The 20267-nt window shown below is 64.5% G+C and carries 18 protein-coding genes; 7 read left to right on the forward strand and 11 right to left on the reverse strand.

Features of this window, described 5'->3' with window-relative positions:
• Positions 1-37: 37 nt before the first annotated feature.
• The 8 genes from ABS769_RS02845 to mdcA all read right to left on the reverse strand — a co-directional run bounded on the left by ABS769_RS02845 (position 38) and on the right by mdcA (position 7853).
• Positions 38-1393 (reverse strand): SLC13 family permease, encoded by a 1356-nt coding sequence (locus tag ABS769_RS02845; protein ID WP_317062945.1) that lies wholly within the window; start codon positions 1391-1393, stop codon positions 38-40.
• 158 nt (positions 1394-1551) lie between these two features.
• The gene (mdcH, locus tag ABS769_RS02850) at positions 1552-2472 is read right to left on the reverse strand and encodes a malonate decarboxylase subunit epsilon (protein WP_317062946.1); all 921 of its coding nucleotides are present in this window, start codon (positions 2470-2472) and stop codon (positions 1552-1554) included.
• Positions 2469-3293 (reverse strand): triphosphoribosyl-dephospho-CoA synthase MdcB, encoded by an 825-nt coding sequence (mdcB, locus tag ABS769_RS02855; protein WP_317062956.1) that lies wholly within the window; start codon positions 3291-3293, stop codon positions 2469-2471. The genes mdcH and mdcB overlap by 4 nt, the downstream gene beginning before the upstream one ends.
• Positions 3294-3400: 107 nt before the next feature.
• Positions 3401-4045 (reverse strand): malonate decarboxylase holo-[acyl-carrier-protein] synthase, encoded by a 645-nt coding sequence (gene mdcG / locus ABS769_RS02860; protein WP_317062947.1) that lies wholly within the window; start codon positions 4043-4045, stop codon positions 3401-3403.
• 2 nt (positions 4046-4047) lie between these two features.
• Positions 4048-4752: a biotin-independent malonate decarboxylase subunit gamma gene (gene mdcE, locus ABS769_RS02865; RefSeq protein WP_317062948.1), complete on the reverse strand. Its 705-nt coding sequence runs from the start codon at positions 4750-4752 to the stop codon at positions 4048-4050.
• Positions 4743-5645, reverse strand: a complete 903-nt coding sequence (locus ABS769_RS02870) for a biotin-independent malonate decarboxylase subunit beta (RefSeq protein WP_317062957.1) — start codon at positions 5643-5645, stop codon at positions 4743-4745. Before ABS769_RS02870 ends, mdcE begins: the two co-directional genes overlap by 10 nt.
• A gap of 234 nt (positions 5646-5879) precedes the next feature.
• The gene (mdcC, locus tag ABS769_RS02875) at positions 5880-6197 is read right to left on the reverse strand and encodes a malonate decarboxylase acyl carrier protein (RefSeq protein WP_317062949.1); all 318 of its coding nucleotides are present in this window, start codon (positions 6195-6197) and stop codon (positions 5880-5882) included.
• A gap of 9 nt (positions 6198-6206) precedes the next feature.
• Positions 6207-7853, reverse strand: coding sequence for a malonate decarboxylase subunit alpha (gene mdcA / locus ABS769_RS02880; protein ID WP_317062950.1), 1647 nt, complete (start codon positions 7851-7853; stop codon positions 6207-6209).
• Between the two features lie 366 nt (positions 7854-8219).
• Here mdcA and ABS769_RS02885 point away from each other — a divergent pair, with 366 nt between their 5' ends.
• A complete protein-coding gene (locus tag ABS769_RS02885; protein ID WP_430544187.1) occupies positions 8220-8765 on the forward strand; it encodes a PadR family transcriptional regulator in 546 nt (181 codons plus the stop codon).
• Positions 8766-9154: 389 nt separating this feature from the next.
• Positions 9155-9943 (forward strand): siderophore-interacting protein, encoded by a 789-nt coding sequence (locus ABS769_RS02890; protein WP_317062951.1) that lies wholly within the window; start codon positions 9155-9157, stop codon positions 9941-9943.
• 577 nt (positions 9944-10520) lie between these two features.
• On the opposite strand, the gene ABS769_RS02895 is transcribed toward ABS769_RS02890, so the two are convergent.
• Both ABS769_RS02895 and ABS769_RS02900 read right to left on the reverse strand, forming a co-directional pair.
• On the reverse strand, positions 10521-11252 hold the full coding sequence (locus ABS769_RS02895) for a YceI family protein (protein ID WP_023902659.1): 732 nt from the start codon (positions 11250-11252) through the stop codon (positions 10521-10523).
• A gap of 92 nt (positions 11253-11344) precedes the next feature.
• On the reverse strand, positions 11345-11935 hold the full coding sequence (locus ABS769_RS02900; RefSeq protein ID WP_350498070.1) for a malonic semialdehyde reductase: 591 nt from the start codon (positions 11933-11935) through the stop codon (positions 11345-11347).
• Between the two features lie 136 nt (positions 11936-12071).
• Here ABS769_RS02900 and ABS769_RS02905 point away from each other — a divergent pair, with 136 nt between their 5' ends.
• The 5 genes from ABS769_RS02905 (at position 12072) to xopAG (ending at position 17313) form a co-directional block, all read left to right on the forward strand.
• Positions 12072-13019 carry a mitochondrial fission ELM1 family protein gene (locus ABS769_RS02905; RefSeq protein WP_317062958.1) on the forward strand — a complete coding sequence of 316 codons (948 nt, stop codon included), beginning with the start codon at positions 12072-12074 and terminating at the stop codon, positions 13017-13019.
• A 55-nt stretch (positions 13020-13074) separates the two neighbouring features.
• Complete coding sequence (locus ABS769_RS02910; protein ID WP_430544188.1) at positions 13075-13932, forward strand: DUF2145 domain-containing protein; 858 nt, start codon at positions 13075-13077, stop codon at positions 13930-13932.
• Positions 13929-14432 carry a hypothetical protein gene (locus tag ABS769_RS02915; RefSeq protein WP_317062953.1) on the forward strand — a complete coding sequence of 168 codons (504 nt, stop codon included), beginning with the start codon at positions 13929-13931 and terminating at the stop codon, positions 14430-14432. Before ABS769_RS02910 ends, ABS769_RS02915 begins: the two co-directional genes overlap by 4 nt.
• 221 nt (positions 14433-14653) lie before the next feature.
• Positions 14654-15211, forward strand: coding sequence for a VUT family protein (locus ABS769_RS02920; protein ID WP_317062954.1), 558 nt, complete (start codon positions 14654-14656; stop codon positions 15209-15211).
• Between the two features lie 563 nt (positions 15212-15774).
• Complete coding sequence (gene xopAG, locus ABS769_RS02925; RefSeq protein ID WP_317063325.1) at positions 15775-17313, forward strand: XopAG/AvrGf1 family type III secretion system effector; 1539 nt, start codon at positions 15775-15777, stop codon at positions 17311-17313.
• Between the two features lie 83 nt (positions 17314-17396).
• Here xopAG and glnE read toward each other — a convergent pair whose 3' ends face one another.
• Complete coding sequence (gene glnE / locus ABS769_RS02930; RefSeq protein ID WP_430544197.1) at positions 17397-20213, reverse strand: bifunctional [glutamate--ammonia ligase]-adenylyl-L-tyrosine phosphorylase/[glutamate--ammonia-ligase] adenylyltransferase; 2817 nt, start codon at positions 20211-20213, stop codon at positions 17397-17399.
• Between the last annotated feature and the right edge of the window lie 54 nt (positions 20214-20267).

A 20267-nucleotide genomic window follows, 5' to 3' on the forward strand; every position in this document is an offset into this window, starting at 1 on the left:
CGGGGGCGCCCCACTCCGCCGCTGTGCGCGTGCCGGCTCACAGCCAGCCCGGCACCACGAACAGCAGCCACGCCGTCAGTGGCCCCAACAACACGACCAGCCCGCTGTAGACCAGGAAGCGGCGGAACAGCGCGTCGCGCTCCTCTTTCGCAGCCGAAGCCACCACCAGCGCGCCGTTGGTGGAGAACGGGCTGACATCGACAATGGTGGAGGACACGGCGAGCGCGCAGATCACCCCGGCCGCACCCAACTGGCCCTGCATCAGGAACGGCACCGCCAGCGGAATGGTGGCGCCGAGCACGGCTGCGGACGATGCGAACGCGGACACGATGCCGCCGACATAACAGACCAGCAGCGCACCCAGCAACGGCATGCCGATATGCGAGACACCGGTGCCGATGTAATCCACCGCGCCGGCCTTTTCCAGCACCGCAACATAGGTCACCACACCACTGATCAACAGCACCGTGGACCAGCTGATGCCATCCACTGCGCCTTTCTGCGCGCTGGGCGAGATCAAAGCCAGTGCCACCGCAACGGTGATCGAGACCAGACCGACATTGAGGTTGTAGACCAATGCGGCGATGCCCAACCCCAGCAAACCCACCAGCGTGATCAAGCGATCGCGGGTGATGGCGACAGCCTCCAGCGCCAGCGGATTGGTCGACAATGTACCGCCGCCAGCGGCGACCAAGGAGCCATGCCCTTCGATCGCAAATGGGCGTTTGGAGGCCTGGTCATCGGCCACTGGCACGTATTGCGCATCCGCCAGCGACACCTCTTGCCGACGCATCAGCTTGAGCCCGCCGAACGCACAGAAGCAGATGATCGCCATCATCAGGTTGAAACCAAGACTGGTGAGAAACACCGCCATCTCGGTGACGTCCAGCCCGGCTTTTTCCACCACCTTGTTGGTGATGCCGCCATACACGCTGATCGGCGAAAACCCGCCGCCCTGCGCGCCATGGATCACCAGCAGGCCCATCATCAACGGGTTGATGCGGTACTGCTTGGCGAAGCGCAGCGCCACCGGCCCGATGATCGCCACTGCCGCCGGCCCGAGCGCGCCGAATGCAGTCAGCAACCCGGTAATGACGAACATCACCCACGGGATCGCCACGATGCGCCCGCGTACCGCGCGCACCGCCCAGTGCACCAACAGATCGATGGTGCCGTTCTTCTGCGCGATGGCGAACAGATAGGTGATGCCGACCAGGGTCAGGAACAGGTCGCCCGGAAAGCCGGCCAGCACCTCCTTGCCATCCAGCCCCACCCACACGCCGCCGATGATGAAGGCCAGCGCGAAAGCCACCGCACCCATGTTGATGGGCAATGCGGTGGCGACGATGAACATGATCACCAAGCCAAGAATCGTTGCAATTTGCGGGGTCATGCGCCCTCCCAGACACCTGATACGCGTACAGCACGGATGGCCACCCGCCACCCAAGGGTCACGCCCTGTCAGACACCAGGAGCGGCCAACAACACCGATGCGCAGCTGCCAGGCGGTTGCCTGCTCGCTATGCATTGCTGGCCTCTCCTAGCGTTACCTCATGCCGCGCGCTCGCACGCGGCGTTGACCCACTCGACAACACCTTGGGTGCTGTTGAATTCGTCTACCGACCGCGCCTCGCAGTCCGGCAATACCTCCCGCGCCATGCGCGCCAATGCGCTGCCTGGCCCCAGTTCGAGAAACACGCGTGCGCCGCGCTCTGCGGCCTGCACCAGCACGTCGTACCAGCGCACGGTCTGCGCAATCTGTGCGGCCAGCGTGTCGATCACCAATGCCTGCGTGGTGACTGCACGTGCATCGATACCGGCCAGCACGCGCAGCTTGGGCGCAGTGATTTCTGCGTTTTTCAAAGCGATGGCGAATGCGTCTGCGGCCGCGCGCAACCACGGCGTATGCGCCGGCACGCTCACCGGCAGCAGCGTGATGCGCGCGCCTTGCGCCTGTGCGGCATCGCCAAGTGCCTGCAGCGCAGCGTGCGGGCCACCGAGCACGGCGTGGTCGTCGCCGTTGATGATGGCCAGTGCCGCGCCATGGGTCTGGCATAGCATTTCGAGTGCGCGCAGTGGCAAGCCGACCACCGCCATCAACCCGGCATTGTCCGGGCTGGCCGCGTCCATCAGGCGTGCGCGGGTGGCGGCCAGCTGCAGGCAGGTATCGATGTCCATGCTGCCGGCTACCGCATGCGCGGCGAGCTCGCCGACGCTGTAGCCAAGTACCAGCAACGGCGTGGGTAGTTGCGTCTGCAGCACCTGCCATTGCGCCAGCGTGCCAGCGCACACCAGTGGCTGTGCAATGGCATTGGCGTAACGGTTTGGGTCCGCGGCCAGCGTTTGCGCTGATGCACCGAGCAGCTTGGTCGCGGCAGCGAGCACGCTGGCCGCAGCGGGTGCATCGGCGACACGCGCAAACATCTCGGCGTGTTGACCACCTTGGCCCGGACAGAGCACGGCGAGCGTCATGCGCGTTCCTGCAAGTGCAGAAACCAGGCGCAGGCTAGCAGATCGGCGCTGCCGCCCGGGCTCAGACGGCGTGCGACGAATTGCTCGCCGATGGAGTTCAAACAATCGCGCCACTGCGGTTGCGCGATGCCGCCGTCGGTGAGGAAGGCACATGCTTGCGCTTGTGCGTAGGCCAGCCCTTCCTGCCCACCACGATGCAGCAGATTCAGATCGTCCACTTCGCTGACCAACTGCATCAGCGTCTGCGCCAATGCAGCCTCGCGCGTGGCGCCGCTATGTAACGCAGCGCGCAGGCACGGCAGCGCGACTTGGCGTAACAGCGGGTAGCCGGCTGCGGCCTGCTCGCGCACACCGCTGACCTGATACTGCGCACGCATACGCTGACCATTGCTGTGCGGATTCAGCGGCGCAGATTGCAATGCATCGCCCCACACCTGTACCGCGTTGCAGACCGCTTCACCAGTGGGGCAGCGCCCGTGCGCAACACGCAAGCGCGCCGCCTGCGCAGTGAGCAGGCCGAGGCTGAATATCGCACCGCGATGGGTGTTGATGCCGCCGGTGGCGCGCAGCATCGCCGCTTCGGCATCGATGCCGAGCTGACGCAAGTGTGCGAACGGGGCGTTGTCGATGCCGGCTTGTGCAATCGCGACAAAGTAGCCGCGCAACGCGAACAGGCTGCGCAGGAAGGTGGCCGCGTCCATATCGGTGTGGCTACCGGTATCGAATGGGGTGACCAGGCCAGGCTTTGGTGCGCAGGCCAGTTCTGCGTGCAAGGCAAGCACTGCAAGGCGGCCGAGTCGGTGCGCCAGTGGACTTGCCATGCCGCTGGTGAGACGCGATGTGCCCTGCAGCGATGCACGATGTTGAATATCGCCATGCATACATGCGGCCTCGGCCTTGGCATCGGCAACATCTTTCGCCAGCGCACTCATGCCGCGCTCCACACAGGAAACAACGCGGTGCGCGACGCCATCCGGCAGCCCTGATTGGATTTCACCAACACCTGCTGCGCGCTGCCGGCATATTCGCGCCAGTTCACTGCGGTGTCGTCGTCGGCCAGCAATAATTCGCCATCGGCGCGCAGGCCATGGCGTTGTTCCCAGCGTTGCAGCAGTGTCACCACCGACTGCGCCTGCTCAGGCGTGTCGACGTACCACAACAAGTCCAGATCCGATTGTGCGTGCACATACGCAAGCCCGGTGAGTGCCTGCCATGCAAAGCTGCCGAACACGCGTGGCTGTAATGCGTTGGCATGGGTCTGCTTTAGCAGGGCCTGCAATGCCGGCTGCATGTCGGTGGGCGCGTGTGCGATCACTGCGTCCAACAGCAGCGGTGCGGTGCTGCGTGCGATGTCGGCCACATGGGCTGTCAGCGCCAGACGCTGCTTGCCTTCGCTCGGCGGCAACGGCACGCCGAGCCGCAGTGTGCCGGGCACTTCGCTGCCGTCACCACGCGCCACCACCGCTGGCAGGCCGGCAGCGAACCACTGCTGCAGGCGCGGTTGCGCACCCGGCGTCAACGCCTGCCAGCGCGCGTCGGGATGCAACCACACCAGTGCGTGGCGGCCGGACATGCTCAGGCCTCTCCGGCTGCCACGGCGGCGGCGACATCGCGCGCCAACGTGCGGCCGCCACGTTGTGCGCCAAGCGTACGACGTTGGTCGCCGTCGCTGGACGTGACCAATGCATCGAGCAACGCCTGCGCCAGATCGCCCTCCCACAACGACTCCACCGCGCCCATGCGCACGTAATTTTCCACACCCGGCGCGAATACCGGCGAGCTCTTGCTCAGCACCTGCAAGGTGTCTACCGATTGCTTGGTCACACGTGCCATCGCACGCAGATCCATTACGCGGATCTGTGCATCGGGCAAGGCGTGGATATGGTCGGCCATCAGGCCGAACGAGAGGAAGCCGCCGCTGACCGATTCGCCATACACCAACGTGACCAGGCGCGCGCCGCGCTTGCGCGCGAGATCCAGCGCGCGTGCCAGATGCGCGAAATAGCCGTTGATGCCGAGCAGTTCGTCGCGGCGCGCGAGCCGTTGCCCGGCGGTGTCGGCCAGCATCACGATCGGCCGTTGCGGATGTGCACGGGTGCTCGCCAACACGGTGGCGGCCAATGCCAGTGCGTGGTCCACACCGACTTCCAGTTTGTTGGCGGTGCCGATCACGGTGACCTCGCCCGTAGCGGTCATCGCGCTGCCGGTGAGCACATCGTCGTTGCGCGCGATGGCGTGACCGAGCGGAAACAGCTGATCCAGCAGTTGGCTCAGTTCCATGGAATGCTCCGGTCGGCAGTGGCAGCGAGGAAGGCCTCGGTGTCCAGCAACGGCAGGCGCTGCGCATCGACGATGCCCTGGCGCTGCCAGATCTCCAGGCCATCGCGGCAATCGCCGTAGGCCTCGATGCGTTTGGACAACTGCTGCTGCGCAAGGTCCAGTGCCTGCAATGCGGCCTCGCCTTCCGGCTCGGCGAGTGTGTCCAGCGCATGGGCAGCCGCGTTGGCGAATGCCGCGATACGGTCGGCGACCAAGGTCTGCGCTTCGCCGAGCAGATAACGGTGCTTGCCGCCGGTGACGCGCCACACCAGTGCGCGATCGCGCGCGTCGAACTCTTCCACGCCGCGCACGGTCTCGATCACGTCCGGGCCGGACAACGACAGGCGGCCTTCTTCTGACATGATCACCGCGCTGCAGCAGCGCGCCACGATGCCCATGCCGCCGAAGGCGCCGTTGCCGCTGCCGATCAAGGCCAGCACCGGCACGCCGGCAGCGCGTGCGCTCAGCGTGGCGCGCATGATTTCGGAAATGGCGATCAGCCCGGCATTGGCTTCGTGCAGGCGTACGCCGCCGGTGTCGAGCAGCAGCAGTACCGCATCCGGCTGCGTTTTTGCGGCGCGTTCGAGCAGGCCGGTGAGCTTGGCGCCATGCACTTCGCCGACGCCACCGCCCATGAAGGCGCCTTGCTGCGCGGCGATCAACACGTTGCGCCCACGCAGCGTGCCTTCGCCCACCACGATGCCGTCATCGAACGCGCCCGGCGTGTCGAGCTGGGCCAGATGCGGGCTGATCAGGCGGCGGCGTGGACCGACGAATTCGCGGAAGCTACCGGCGTCCAGCAAGCCGTCGACACGCTCGCGCGCATCGGCTTCGTAATAGCTGCGCTCGGCCATGGGGATGGTGGTGCTCATACGTATCTCCCGACGACATGCGTAGGAGCGCACTTGTGCGCGACCGGGGCGTTACCGAGAAAGCTTGTCGCGCTCAGGCGCGCTCCTACGAGATGAGTGGTGGTGCTCATGTGCGGCTCACGATGGCTCGCGTAGGAGCGCACCTGGGCGCGACCGAAGCGTCACCGGGAGCGCCGGTCGCGCCCGGGTGCGCTCCTACGGGGTGAAAGGGGCGGCTCATGCGTCGGCTCCCTGCAAGACATCCATCGCCTGCTCCAGGCGCAAACTCACTACCGCCGGCGTGGCGCCGACATCGTTGATGCTGATGCGCACATCGCGCAGTGGATGGCGTGCGGCAAAATCGTCCAGCACCGCTTGCCAGATCGTGCCGAACCCGCGCGCGGCGGTGAGGATCTCGATTTCCATCGCGCCATCGAGCGGCACGCGCTCGACCAGCACTTCCAGATTGCCGGAGGCCACCACACCGACCAGCGCATGTTCCAGCCCGGCGCGCGCGCCATGCTGGCCATCGAAGCGATACCGCAGGGTTTCCATGCTGTGCCCCTACCAATTGCGAAAACGTTTCGGCGGGTCGTACAACCCACCGGACCAGCGCACCAGATCCTTGACCGTGCGCGCAGCGAGCAGGTCGCGCGTGGCATCGCGTGGCCGAATGCCCAGGTCTTCCGGCCGCTGGATGACACCGCGATCGCGCAGGTTTTCGACCGCGCGCTTGTCGCGCCCAAGACCGACGGCGGTGTAACCGGACACGCCGCGAATCGCCTGCTCGCGCTCTTCCGGCGTACGGCACAACAGCAGGTTGGCGATACCTTCTTCGGTCAACACGTGACTGACGTCGTCGCCGTAAATCATCACCGGCGGCAAGGGCATGTTGGCGCGCTCGGCCAGTTCCCAGGCATCGAGCTTGTCGACGAAGGCCGGCGCCATGTGCTCGCGGAAGGTTTCCACCATCTGCACCACCAGCTTGCGTCCACGCGGCATCTCGCCTGGACGTGCGGCTTCGCGCCCGGCCTTGAGCCAGGCGTCGCTGGCATGCCGGCGACCGCGCGCATCCGAGCCCATGTTGGGCGCGCCGCCGAAGCCGGCGATGCGGTCGCGCGTGGCGGTGGAGCTATTGCCCTGCAGATCGATCTGCAAAGTGGAGCCGATGAACATGTCGCAGGCGTACAACCCCGCGGTCTGCGACAGCGCGCGGTTGGAACGCATGCTGCCGTCGGCACCGGTAAAAAAGATGTCCGGGCGCGCGGCGATGTACTGCTCCATGCCCAGTTCCGAGCCGAACGAATGCACCGATTCGACGAAGCCCGATTCGATTGCCGGAATCAGCGCCGGATGCGGATTGAGCGCCCAATGCCGGCAGATTTTGCCCTTCAGCCCGAGCGATTCGGCGTAGGTGGGCAACAGCAATTCGATCGCGGCGGTATCGAAGCCGATGCCGTGATTGAGCCGGTTGACACCGTATTCGGCGTAGATGCCCTTGATCGCCATCATCGCCATCAGCACCTGGATCTCGGAGATCTGTGCCGGGTCGCGGGTGAACAGCGGTTCGATATGGTTGGGCTTGGGCGCCTGCGTGACGAAGTCCACCCAATCGGCGGGAATATCCACGCGCGGCAGCGTGTCGACGATCTCGTTGACCTGCGCAATCACGATGCCGCTCTTGAATGCAGTGGCCTCCACGATCACCGGCGTGTCTTCGGTATTCGGGCCGGTGTAGAGATTGCCGTGGCGGTCGGCGGCCTGCGCGGTGACCAGCGCGATGCGCGGGGTCAGGTCGATGAAGTAGCGGCCAAACAATTCCAGATAGGTGTGGATGGCGCCGATCTCGATGCGGCCCTCGCCAACCAGCCCGGCCAGGCGCGCGGCCTGCGGGCCCGAGAATGAGAAATCCAGCCGCTTGGCGATGCCACGCTCGAACACGTCCAGATGCGCGGGCAGTGACAACACCGATTGCACCATGTGCAGGTCGTGCACGCGCGCCGGGTCCACTTCGGTGAGGCAGCGCGCCAGGAAGTCGGCCTGCTTCTGATTGTTGCCTTCCAGGCAGACGCGGTCGCCGGGCTCGATCACCGCTTCCAGCAGCGCCACGACATCGCTGGCCGCCACCACACGCCCCTGCGGCGCAAGCGGGGCGGCGCGCTGCAAGCGCTGGCGCCGGCTCTCGGCCTGGGTGTCCCACTGTCGACTCATGCGGCTGCCTCATCGGGCTAGGCCCGTAATGTCGGAGTAATTACATCGTAATTATGAAGAATTACGTTGTCTAGTCGCGGCTCAGCATGGTTCGGGGTTAGTCGGCCTTAGTGTGGATCGGCTTTGAGGTCGTTCGGCGTCGGTGTTGGCCGGCTTTGGTGCAAGTCGACTTTGGTGTCGTTCGGCACCGGGCCGACTGGTCCTTGCTCTGCTTAGCGTGGGCACGGTGGTCGACGGCGTGGTGCTGGACCGGCCGGGCGAGGCCCATCGGGAAGAGAAGGCGCACGCCCAGGCGATCTCGCGTGCGTCAGCGCTTGCGAGCAGCGCGAATTCGATATATCGTTTCGCCATGCTTCGATATATCGAATGAACACGCGTCCTCTACCTGACGACGTCTCCGCAGACGCTGATCTCGCTTCCGATCCAGCGCCCGAGCGCGGCACAAGCGGACGCTCGCGGCCGTTGGGGCATGGCGATCTGCGTTTGTTGTTGCTAGCGCTGATCGAGCAACAGCCGCGGCATGGGTACGAGCTGATGCGGCAGATCGCCGCGTTGTTCAAAGGGCTGTACACCCCGAGTGCCGGCGCGATCTACCCGGCGCTGGCTCAGCTTGAAACCGACGGCTGGGTGCAGACCGCTCTGGATGACGGCCGCAAGCGCTATCAGGTCACCGAGGCCGGCCGCACGCACGTGGCACAGCAGCGCGACGCACTCGACGCGGCGCTGGCACGCACGCATCGCCGCGCACGCGAGTTGATCAAGGCACAGACACCGGCACCGATCCGCGAGGCGATCCACCGCATCAAACACGGCCTGTTTGCGCGGCACGGGCAGTGGACGGAAGCAGAAACCGCACGCATCGCTGCGCTACTCAACGCCGCCGCTGACGGCATGGAGCGCGACGACGGCTAAGTGCCCCTATCACTGTGATCCGAAGCCGGCCGATGCGAGCTTGATTGCGCTTTGCAGCAGTGACACGTCATCGCAGTGTTCGCGTTGCGCGCGTCAGTGACGTGCATGAACCGCGGCACATGCGTTGCTCTGTGAGTTCATAACTCTGCAAATTCCAAAGCATCTACCTAGTGCATCTCTCCAACTGCATGAGGTTTCGCCCGTACCCTCATCCGCCCCTGCGGGGCACCTTCTCCCGATGGGAGAAGGGATTGCTAATAGCAGCTTCTCCTAGCTGGTTTATTTGCCTAGCTGGTTTATTTGATCGTTTATTGCGCCATCAGTTTTGCCAGTTACTCCCCACTTATTCCTATCGCGCATACGCCCGGCAATCCAGGAACAATTCCCCCATGGCAACCCACACCAACACCCAAATCCGCCGCGACTCGCGCCTGCGCTCCGTGCAGGTGCTGCGCTGCGAATCGATCACCCCGCAGATGCGCCGCATCGTGTTTGGCGGCAACGAACTGGCCGGCTTTCAAAGCGATGCACCGGATGATCACGTCAAACTGTTCTTCCCCAATGCCGATGGCAACTTCGTGCTGCCGACGATGACGCCGGAAGGCCCGCGCTATGACGAAGGCGCCCTGCCCTCGCCCGGCCGTGATTACACGCCGCGTCTGTTCGACCCGCAGAGCGGCGAGCTGAGCATCGACTTCGTGCTGCACGGCGACGGCGTGGCCACCAGCTGGGCAGCGCACGCACAACCCGGCGACACGCTGAAAATCGGCGGCCCGCGCGGCTCGTTTCTGGTCGCCGACGACTACGACCACTACGTGCTGATCGGCGACGAAACCGCACTGCCCGCGATCGGCCGCTGGCTGGAATCCATGCCTGCCGACATGCATGCAGAAGTCTTTATCGAAATCGCCGATGCCGCAGAACGCCAGGAGCTGCTCAGCGCCGCCGACGTGGACGTGTACTGGCTGGAACGCAACGGCTTCGATGCGGCCAACAGCACCTTGTTGGAAGACAGCCTGCGCGATTACGAGCCGCACGACGGCGATACCTTCTACTGGATCGGCACCGAATCCATGCGTGCCCGCGCCATGCGCAAGTTTCTCGAAGAGCACCACGGAGTGGACAAGGAGTCGGTGCGCGCGAAGGGATATTGGAAGGCTGAATCAGCTCCGCACTAACGGACAGCATGGCGGCTCTGGGTGCAGCGTTTGCCGGGCAGACGGCTGTTGATCTGTGGATTTGCCTCAGGGCCCTTGCCCGCCCACCATCGCGGGACACGCCGCAAGTAGGTCCGTGTAGGCTCTTACGCGGCATCCATGCCGCGTAAGGTCCCGCGACGGTGGGCAGGCAATGACCAGTCCAGATGGTCGGTGTGCATGGTTGCAAGCAAGGCATGGTGTGTTACTTGGACAACGCTGCGGCCGATCAGCTTCGCAACGCAAAACGCAACGCGGTCAACAGGTAGGCTTTCATCAAACAACCGACCAACTCTCTGGTGCGGTGTCCTCACCGCTTGCGGGACCGTGTGGCGGCATGGATGCCGCCACCGAGCCTACATGGACGTACTTGCGGCGTGTCCCGCGAGCGGTGAGGGCACCGCACCCTCGACCGCAACGCCCAAAAAAAACGGCGCTTCCCACCAAGATGGAGAGGCGCCGTTTTTTCTTTAGTGAACCGCATGACGCCAATCGGCCGGCTTCTGCGTTCCACACATCGGTGCGATCACGCACACCGATGCATTACCTTTGTAGCGAATTACTTCGCAGCAGCAGCGTCACCGGCCTTGGCCTGCAGGGCTTCGGTGGTGATGCGGATCTTCACTTCGTCGCTGACGTTCGGGGCGTACTGGCCCACGCCGAAGTCGGTGCGCTTGATGGTGGTGGTGGCGTCGAAACCAGCGGCCGGCACCTTCTTCATCGGGTGCTCGCCGGCACCGTTGAGGGTGACGTCCAGCACGACCGGCTTGGTCTGATCCTTGATGGTCAGATCGCCGGTGACGGTCAGCTTGTTGGGGCCGGCCGCTTCGACCTTGGTGCTCTTGAAGGTGGCGGTCGGGAACTTGGCCGCGTCGAAGAAGTCACCGCTCTTGAGGTGTTCGTCGAACTTGGCGGTGAAGCTGTTCAAGCCGGACAGCGGCAGGGTGACCTGCACGGTGGACTTGGTCACGTCGGCCGCGTCGTACACCAGGGTGCCGTCGACATTGCCGAAATGCGCGGTGGGGTTGGAGAAGCCGAAGTGGCTCCACTGCGCGAGCACGTCGGTGTGGCTCGGGTCCAGCGTGTAGGTGCCCGAGGCCACTGTCACGGCCGGCGCGGTCGAGGCGGTCGACTCGGCGGCAGCAGGTGCCGGGGCAGCAGCGGCATCGGCCGGTGCGGTGGCAGCCGGGGTTTCGGCGGCCGGTGCGGCGGCGTTGTCGGCCGGCTTGGAGCAGGCGGCGATGGCCAGGGTCAGGGCGAGCGGCAGCAGCAGTTTGTGGGTGGTCTTCATTGAAACTCCTTTGAGATGAGGGACCGCATTGGATCAACGCGGATGGAACAGAACGCAGACGGACGAGGACTGCAGGAAAGGGGGACGCACGCTTATTCGATGCGTGCGGCTTCGTCAAAACTCAGGCGCGGCAGCCGCGGGTACAACGCGGCCAGGTCACCGTAGCCGAGATTGATCAGGAAATTGGATTTGATCGGCGTGCCGGCAAAGAACGCCGCATCTACCTTGGCATTGTCGAAGCCGGACATCGGGCCGGCATCCAGGCCCAGCGCACGTGCGGCCAGGATCAGATAGGCGCCCTGCAGCGAGCTGTTACGGAACGCACCGGACACGCGCATATCGCGCGAGCCCTCAAACCAGCTCTTGGCATCGGCATGCGGGAACAGGTAGGGCAGCTTTTCGTGGAATTGCTCGTCATAACCGACGATCACCGTGACCGGCGCGCCCAGCGTCTTGGCGGCGTTGGCCTCGGACAGTGCCGGCTTGAGCTTCTGCTTGCCTTCCGGGCTGGTCACGAACACGAAACGTGCCGGCGAGCCGTTGGCGGCAGTCGGGCCCCACTTCACCAAGTCGTAGAGCTGGCGCAGCTGGTCTTCGCTGACGGGCGTGTCGAGAAAGGCGTTTTGCGTGCGGGCTGTACGGAACAGCTGATCCAGCACGGCAGCGTCGAGCAGGTCGGACATGGAGACTCCGGAAGGCAAAGGAATGGGCGACAGTAGAGTGCGGCACCGGCCCAGGTGTGAAGACCCGCAGTGTAGAGTGACGCGATTGCTGCAACACACGCTCAATCTGAAACAAATCTATGTCGGATTCGAAACGATGGCGCTGACCTGGGCGGTCAGCGATGGCCGCGCCGGCAATGCACGCCAGGCCGAGGCGCTGGCGCGTGCGCTGCAGCCAGAGCGGGTCACCGCGCTGCATCTGCAGGCCCGCGCGCCCTGGCGCTGGGTTGCGCCGCGCCTTTTACCAGGCGCCCAGGCCGCGTTCGGACCCGGATTCGCCCGGCAATTGCAGCAGCCACCGGCGCTGGCGATCGGCTGCGGACGCCAGGCCGCGCTGGCCACCCGGCTGTTGCGCGCGCGCGGTAGCCGGGTGGTGCAAGTCCTGGACCCGCGCCTGGACCGGCGCCATTGGGATCTGCTGATCGTGCCCGAGCACGACGCGCTGCGTGGCGCGAACGTGATCACCCTGCTCGGCAGCCTGCACCCGGTGGACGACGCCTGGCTGGCCGCCGGGCGCGCCGCGTTCCCCACGCTCGGCACCCTGCCCGGCCCGCGCGTGGCGCTGTTGATCGGCGGCCCCACCGCACACGTGCCGTGGACGACCACGGCCTTGGCGGCGCTGTGCGCGCAGTTACGCGAGCAGCTGCACGCGGTCGGCGGCAGCCTGTTGGTGACCACGTCGCGACGCACTCCGCCGCAGGCAATGGCGACGCTGCGCAAGCTGTGCGCAGATCTGCCAGGCCTGCTGTGGTGCGACACGCGCGATGGGCCAAATCCATACGCCGGCCTGCTGGGCTGGGCCGATGCGATCGTGGCCAGCGCCGACTCGGTCAACCTGCTCTCCGAAGCCTGCGCCACGCGCGTACCGGTGGCCGCAGCATTTGCCGATCAGGCACAAGGGCGGGTTGAGACATATGTTCGGGCACTGCAAGCGCACGGACGTCTATGCGAGGCAAGCGCTGTGTTCGCAGCGCAGCCGCACCTTGAACCATTGCGCGAAACCCAACGCATTGCCATCCTGGTACGTGAGCGCCTGCACGTATGATGGCGCGGCCGTGAGTGACACGGGGCAGACACAAGGACGATGTACCCGCATGCAAATGGAAGACAAACAACGCACCTGGCCTGCAACAACGCTGTTGCTGATGTGCTTGAGTGTCGCTCTACCCGCCGTTGCCGCGCCGGTGTGCGCACCGCATTACCCGACACCGGCCACGCTGGCGGCGATGTTCGACATGGCCAAGTCCACCCAACAGGCGCTGGATGCAGTGGATGGTGCGCAAGTGGTGCTGCTGGCACGCGGCGGCCAGGATCTGAGCCGCTACGGCTTGAAACACAGCCATCTGGCCTTCGCGTTGCGCGAGGACGACGGCACCTGGCGGGTGAAGCACCTGCTCAATCACTGCAAATCGGACAGCTCCGAGCTGTATCGCGAAGGTCTGAGCAACTTCATCGGCGAAAGCGCACTCAACGCGGATCTGCGCGTCGGCGTGCTGGCGCCTGCATTGCAGCAGCAGCTACACACGCTGTTGCAGGATCCGGCCCCGCTGGCGCACACGCTGCACGAAGCGCGTTACAGCATGATTGCCTATCCGTTTTCCACCGAGTATCAGAACTCCAATCAATGGGTGCTCGAAGTGCTGGCAGCGGCGCTGGCGGCGACCGATGCACCTTCTGCGACACCGGCGCCGGTGCAGGATCGGCGCAGCGCGCAAGCCTGGCTCAAGCGTAACGGCTACCAGCCCACGCGCCTGCATCTCGATCTGAGCAAGCGCATCGGCGCACGTTTCTTCGTCGCCAATGCCGCGGTCACCGACCATCCTGCCAGCGAGCGTATCTCCGGCAATTATTCGGTGATCACGGTCGAGTCGGTGTTCGATTTCCTGCAGCAAAACCACATGCTGCAGCAGGATCATTCCATTCCACACAGCGTCACCACGCACGGAGCGTCTCCATGAACATCCCTCTTCGATCTGCCGGCCTTGGCCTGTTGCTGGCCATCGCGTTTGGTCAACCGATGCGGGCCCACGCAGGCTTGACCACGATCACGCGCGGCGATGCCTCGATGATGTCGGCGATCCTGGTGGTGTCTGCACCTGTGTTCGTGTCGATCGCTGTCGGCCACAGTGTGGGCAGGGGCTCGGAAGCGCTCGGCGATGCATCGAACAAAGCCTCCGCCGGGCCATTGCCGCCGATGCGGGTGAAGTCGGTGGAGAAAACCACCGATGGCGGCTGCGAAGTGCAGTTGCAGGATCCAGCGCAAGCCGACAACACCGCCCTGCTGCGCTGGCCGGCGCGTCAGGACGACCCGACTGCCGGCTTCCACGTTGGCGAGACGGTGACCTTCCAACCGAGCCCGGCCGGCGCAGGCTGGACCGTGCAGTCGCCACAGGGCCACGCGTTGGCATTCGTGCCGACCGCAGAAGCGGCCGCACAGAACAGCAGCAAGATCTGGTGATGCTGGAACGCTGCGTACAACAGCTCTCGGCTGCGATGGGGCGTCGCTGACGTCTCACGTCTCCGGACACGGTGTTACGCGCGGTGCGCGCGCGCGTGTCGGCCACTGTCTGCCGAACAGCCACGCCGTGGTACTGGTGCAGACACTGGCGGCCCCGCGCGCACTGGCCCGCATGCGCCAACGCGCGGATAATTCGCGCTGATCGCTCACTGCCGCCCGCCATGTCCACCACATCCCCCACGCTGTTCGCTCCGCTCACCGCACGTGCCTTGACGTGGGCGATGCTGGCCATGGGCGCGGTGGTGCTGCTGTCCAATATTCTGGTGCAGTACCCCATCAACGATTGGCTGACCTGGGGCGCGTTTTCGTATCCGCTGGCGTTTCTGGTGAGCAACCTGATCAATCGCCGCTTCGGCCCACGCGCAGCGCGCAAGGTGGCCTGGTGCGGCTTTGCGCTCGCAGTGGTGTTGTCGACCTGGCTGGCGACGCCACGGATCGCAATCGCGTCGTGCAGCGCGTTTATCGCTGCGCAGTTGCTGGATATCAGCGTGTTCGATCGTCTGCGCAATGGCAATTGGTGGCGCGCGCCGATCGTGGCCACCACCTGCAGCGCTACGCTGGATACGGCGATCTTCTGGAGCATCGCCTTTGCCGGCGCCGGCCTGCCGTGGATCAGCTGGGCGGCCGGCGATCTGGCGGTGAAGCTGGGCATGGGCGTGTTTCTGCTCGGCCCGTTCCGCGCACTGCTGTGGCGGAGTGCTCCGCGCGCGAGCGGGTGACTGCAGCACAAACCTGGATCGACATGATACGGGTACGCCTGCATCCAACGCCAGTGCATCGATCGCACACGCTCCTAATACGAGCCACAACGTGGCTGCTCGCTTATCACATCACATCTTCGCAGTCGAAATGAAAACGTGCGCAGATCTGCGGCACAGTCGTCTCGTGAGTCAACTGGGAGCAAAAACGCTTGGTTTACGTGTCGACTACGGTTGATGCGCCCACACTGTTGCACGCACCATCGAGAACACCGGCATATCGCGTTTGGTCAGCGACATCCTACGTACAGGCAAATCCAGGTGACTCCACCGCGGCAGGGCGTATTCATTATCACGTGGCGGAACGAGAGATTGCGTACACCGAATTGTTTGGGCGGTCCGCATCTTCAATCACAGAGCTGGACCGATGATGGATGAAACCACCAGACGGCACCCGCAAACGTGTGCTAAGCCCCTCAATTCTCTACCCCGCACGCTCTGTTCATTACGTTCGGTCATAGGCCCGCCCAGCATCGACTCAACCGGCATCGCTGATTTCCGTCCTGCACTCTAGGAGACCCCTCATGCGAACAAAAACCTCACTGCCGTTGGCCACAGTTCAGCGGCTACTGACCCCTGGCACCTCCTCCGGGTTATCCACGCCCGCGTCGGCGTCAGCCACTCCCTGTGCAGAAACGACAGCAGGCTTACTGGGAGCGTTGCCAACTCGAAAGAACAAGCAAAAACAGCAAAGCCAACGTCCACCCAATACGCAGGACGGCACACCAAAGAATGGCAGAGACCATGGTGGACAGTGGGCAACACGAGCTGCCAAGTACGCTCTTGGCATCGCTGGCGCAGGCTATGTGGCAGACAACTTCTTTCTTTCAACGACCTCGCTCCGCGACGGCAAGGCCGGATTTAGCAGCAATGATCGGCTTGACCAAGCATGCGTGAAAGCGGAGAGCTATCACGCGCGGTATCACAGCGCTACCGAAGAAGAACGCGCATCGCACAGCCGTCCCTTCGTACCGATCAAAACGTGCGGGTCCAACCAGTTCGCCACCATGAGCGACTACCGTGCGGCGACCAAGGTTCATATTGGACACCTCTTCGACAGTCAGCACGCACGGCAATCGCTGCTCACCAACCTTGCCTGCCTCAAGGGCGAGCGCGTCAGGGACGAGTGCATTGCCCAGTACGCTACGCATGTCCCGGCCAATCCGGACCTGAGTAGAAGCCCGCTCTACGAAACCAAGAACAAGTACTCTCTGACCGGCGTACCCAATGCTCAGACCGGTGCAAGCGGATATACCTCACGATCAATCACCCAGCCCTTCATCAATCGCGGCATGCAGCATTTCAAGCAGGATTCCCAGAGCGACAGAGCGTTGTCGCTTAAACAGTGCATGGAATTGCTTGAACGTGCACTGGAGGGCGACGACAAACTTGGCAAGCAGGCACAACACGCTGCCGGCCAAGCGATCCTAAATTTCCGTCAGGTGTATGCCGCCGAGGAGCATTGGGGCCACCCGGAAAAGGTCATCATGAAAACGCTGATCGCCAACGGGCTGCTATCGCAGGAGCAAACAGATAGGATCGATGCGACCCTGATGTTCGAAGATCCGTCTATCAGCGTATTGAAAAGAAACACCAGTCTCGCCGGGCCGTTATTGCAACAGTTGGAAACGAAGTTCCAGTCCAGGCGTCTGCAGGATCGACCCGAAGCTCTTGTAGACTTTATGGAGATGGCGAAGCAGAAGAATATGGAAGGCCTGCCGATCGTGCACTTCAAGCTCAACGCGCAAGGCAATGGCTTCGAAGACTGTTCCGGGTTGGGCGATTCGTTCACCAGCGCAAATGCCGTTGCATGCATCAACCACGCACGCTTGATGAGTGGTGAGCCCCGTCTTTCCAAACAGGATGTAGGGGTAGTGGTAGCATGCCTCAATGCTGTATACGACGATGCGAGCAGCATCAGGCATACGTTGCATGAAATCGCGCGCGGATGCTTCGTCGGAGCAGGCTACACTACCGAGGATGCCGACGTGTTTTACGAGAATGTCTGTAAGGATGCAGCACAGGCGTTCTATGCAGGAAGGTCCATGACCAGAAATGCCTAGACCCGAGCGAGTGCTGATGCGTAGCGCACAAGGACTGCCGGGCGTGCCGCGCTGCAGAGAAACGGCTGGCTCCGCCGACGTCTTTAGGCGCCTTTTCCTGGCGGAAATCGCAACTGCTGCGCATCTGCAATCGCTGCAACAATTTGGCAAGCATCCCAAATCGGAGGCGTGGAGACCACCAAACGTGGCCGACGGTCCAACGTGCAACTCAGGCCCGCCTCCACCAACGTGGCGTGGGCGTGATGCAGCGGCGCTGCACTCTCGGCCGGTAGCCACTGCACCTGCACCAGCGCGTCGATCAATGCGGGCGTGGCGCAGGCCAACAGCAACGCCGGATGCTGGGCGGCCTGGCCGAGCACGCCGGCCTGCAGCAGGAATTCCAGATCGACCAGGCCGCCTGCGCCTTGCTTGAGATCCAGTCGCCCGGCATCGCTGCGATCCAGTTCGCTGCGCATGCGCGCACGCATCTTGCGTACGTCCTCGTGCAGCAGTGCGGGGTCGCGCACGCGTGTCAGCGTCTCGCGACGCACCTGCGCGAACGCTTCGCAAAGCGCAGCATCGCCGGCCACCGCACGCGCGCGCACCAGCGCCTGATGCTCCCAGGTCCAGGCACGATCGCGCTGATAGTCGCGATAGCTGGCGAGCGAGGACACCAACGCGCCCTTGCCGCCGTCCGGGCGCAGCCGCACATCGATGTCGTAGAGACGGCCGGCGCCGGTTTCGGCGCCCAGCAGTGTCATCACCTTCTGCGCAAGCCGCGCAAACCAGCGTCCGGCTTCCAGCGGCCGCTTGCCATCGGAGGCTTCCACCTCGCGTGGGTGATCGTAGAGAAACACCAGATCCAGATCCGAGCCGAAGCCCAGCTCCAGACCGCCCAGACTGCCATAGCCGATGATGGCGAACGCGCCGCCCGGCACCTGCCCATGCGCGGCGACCAATTCGCGGCGCGCCAGTTGCAACACCGTCTGTACCACCGACTCGGCAAGCCAGGCCAGTTGCTGGGTACTGTCCACGGGTTGCTGGCGACCATCGAGCGTGGCCAGTGCAATGCGGAAGCTCAACGCAAGCCGGCGCTCGTTGAGTTCGCGCAAGGCCGCTTCGGTATCGTCGATCTGCAAGGTGTCGACGCATGCAGCGCGCAATGCGGCGCGGTCGGGCAACGGACCGCTGATGCGGGTGTCGAGCAGTTCGTCCAGCAACAACGGATGCGCCGCCAGGCGCTCGGCCAGCAAGGCACTGCGCGAGAGCACATCGACCAGGCGGGCGAGCGCGCTGGGTTGTTCGTCCAGCAGCGCCAGATAGCTGGTGCGGCGCAAGGTGGCCTGCAACAGGCCGAGCATGCGCCGCACGGCGGCATCGGGCTGGCTGGCGCGGGTGGCCGCATGCAGCAGCGCCGGCATCACGCGGTCGAGCCGTGCGCCTGCAGTATCGGAGAGCGCACGCACGCCGGAGGACTGCGCAAAATCGGCCAGCACCTGATGCGCGCCGGCTGGATCGTGCAAGCCGATGCCTGCCAACGGCGCGGCATCGCCTTGCGGTAACGCACGCCAATAATCGGCCAGCGCATCGGGCGCGGTGGCATGGACGCGCGGTGCCAGTAGCTCGGCAAATTCGGCGGCCACGCACGCACGTTGCGGGGCCAGTGCCTGCAGCAATGCCGACCAATCCGCATAGCCCAGGCCCAACGCAATGCGTTCGCGATCCAGCGCTGCCTGCGGCAAGGCGTGCGTCTGTGCATCGCGCAACATCTGCAGACGATTTTCGAGCCGGCGTAGAAAGCGATACGCCTCGATCAAGGCATCGCCGTTGTCGGCATCCATCTGACCTGCGGCGACCAGCGCCCGCAATGCAGGCAGCAGGCGGTGCTCGCGCAGGGTCGGTTCGCGCCCGCCGCGAATCAGCTGAAGCGACTGCGCCAGGAACTCGATCTCGCGGATGCCGCCCGGCCCGCGCTTGATGTCGTCCAGGCGATCGTGCCGCGCCACTTCGGCGGTGATCGCCGCCTTCATGTCACGCAAGCCATCCAGTGCGGTGAAATCCAGATAGCGCCGGTAGACGAAGGGCCGCAGCGTTTCCAGCCAGGCTTCGCCAGCATCGATATCGCCGGCCACCGCACGCGCCTTGAGCCAGGCATAACGCTCCCAATCGCGGCCTTCGCGCTGAAAGTAGTGGTCCATGCCGGTGAACGACAAGGCCACCCGCCCGGCCGTGCCGAACGGGCGCAGACGTAGATCCACGCGATGGCTGAAACCATCGGCAGTGGTTTCGTCGAGCAGCTTGGCCAGCTGCTGGCCCAGACGTGCAAAATATTCTTCGGCCGCCAGCGGGCGCGCGCCATCTGATTGGCCGCTCTGCGGATATGCGTAAACCAGGTCCACATCCGAGGAAAAATTCAGTTCACCACCACCGAGCTTGCCCAACCCGAACACCACCAGCCGCTGCACGCTGCCGTCTTCGGCAAGCACCTGGCCGTGGCGGTCGCGGAATTGCTGCTCCAGTGCCTGCAGCCCGCATTGCAAGCAGGTTTCGGCCAGGCGGGTTGCGCCGGCCAGGGTGTCGTCCACGCTGTCCAGCTCAAGCACATCGCGCCACACCAGCCGTGTGGATTCCGCGCTGCGGTAGCGCCGCAACTGCGCCGGCCAGGCCTGGGGCTGTGCGGGATCGAGCAGCGGCAGTGGCAACGGCGGCGGATCGGGCTGCGCCAGGTGCTGCAGCAACGCCGGCTGGCGCGCCAGGGTATCGAGTGCAAACTCGCTGGCGAGCGCGACTTTTTCGAGCCGCTGGTCGACGTCATCGCCCGGCCAGGACTGGTCGGCAGGCAGAGCATGACGGACGCGCGCTACGGCCCGCTCGATCAGAGCGGTGAGCGCAGGAGACACGGAGACGATGGGCGGCGACATGCATGGATTCTGGCATCCCGGCGCGATGGCGGCACGTGTCTGCGGTTGATCCGG

The sequence above is a fragment of the Xanthomonas hortorum genome (assembly GCF_040279205.1).
Taxonomy (GTDB): Bacteria; Pseudomonadota; Gammaproteobacteria; order Xanthomonadales; family Xanthomonadaceae; genus Xanthomonas; species Xanthomonas hortorum_F.

Excerpts from the sequence above, each read along its gene's own strand:
- ABS769_RS02845 (WP_317062945.1), bottom strand. The coding sequence starts at position 1,393 with ATGACCCCGCAAATTGCAACGATTCTTGGCTTGGTGATCATGTTCATC.
- mdcH (WP_317062946.1), bottom strand. The coding sequence starts at position 2,472 with ATGACGCTCGCCGTGCTCTGTCCGGGCCAAGGTGGTCAACACGCCGAG.
- mdcB (WP_317062956.1), bottom strand. The coding sequence starts at position 3,293 with ATGGCAAGTCCACTGGCGCACCGACTCGGCCGCCTTGCAGTGCTTGCC.
- mdcG (WP_317062947.1), bottom strand. The coding sequence starts at position 4,045 with ATGTCCGGCCGCCACGCACTGGTGTGGTTGCATCCCGACGCGCGCTGG.
- mdcE (WP_317062948.1), bottom strand. The coding sequence starts at position 4,752 with ATGGAACTGAGCCAACTGCTGGATCAGCTGTTTCCGCTCGGTCACGCC.
- ABS769_RS02870 (WP_317062957.1), bottom strand. The coding sequence starts at position 5,645 with ATGGCCGAGCGCAGCTATTACGAAGCCGATGCGCGCGAGCGTGTCGAC.
- mdcC (WP_317062949.1), bottom strand. The coding sequence starts at position 6,197 with ATGGAAACCCTGCGGTATCGCTTCGATGGCCAGCATGGCGCGCGCGCC.
- mdcA (WP_317062950.1), bottom strand. The coding sequence starts at position 7,853 with ATGAGTCGACAGTGGGACACCCAGGCCGAGAGCCGGCGCCAGCGCTTG.
- ABS769_RS02885 (WP_430544187.1), top strand. The coding sequence starts at position 8,220 with ATGAACACGCGTCCTCTACCTGACGACGTCTCCGCAGACGCTGATCTC.
- ABS769_RS02890 (WP_317062951.1), top strand. The coding sequence starts at position 9,155 with ATGGCAACCCACACCAACACCCAAATCCGCCGCGACTCGCGCCTGCGC.
- ABS769_RS02895 (WP_023902659.1), bottom strand. The coding sequence starts at position 11,252 with ATGAAGACCACCCACAAACTGCTGCTGCCGCTCGCCCTGACCCTGGCC.
- ABS769_RS02900 (WP_350498070.1), bottom strand. The coding sequence starts at position 11,935 with ATGTCCGACCTGCTCGACGCTGCCGTGCTGGATCAGCTGTTCCGTACA.
- ABS769_RS02905 (WP_317062958.1), top strand. The coding sequence starts at position 12,072 with ATGGCGCTGACCTGGGCGGTCAGCGATGGCCGCGCCGGCAATGCACGC.
- ABS769_RS02910 (WP_430544188.1), top strand. The coding sequence starts at position 13,075 with ATGGAAGACAAACAACGCACCTGGCCTGCAACAACGCTGTTGCTGATG.
- ABS769_RS02915 (WP_317062953.1), top strand. The coding sequence starts at position 13,929 with ATGAACATCCCTCTTCGATCTGCCGGCCTTGGCCTGTTGCTGGCCATC.
- ABS769_RS02920 (WP_317062954.1), top strand. The coding sequence starts at position 14,654 with ATGTCCACCACATCCCCCACGCTGTTCGCTCCGCTCACCGCACGTGCC.
- xopAG (WP_317063325.1), top strand. The coding sequence starts at position 15,775 with ATGCGAACAAAAACCTCACTGCCGTTGGCCACAGTTCAGCGGCTACTG.
- glnE (WP_430544197.1), bottom strand. The coding sequence starts at position 20,213 with ATGTCGCCGCCCATCGTCTCCGTGTCTCCTGCGCTCACCGCTCTGATC.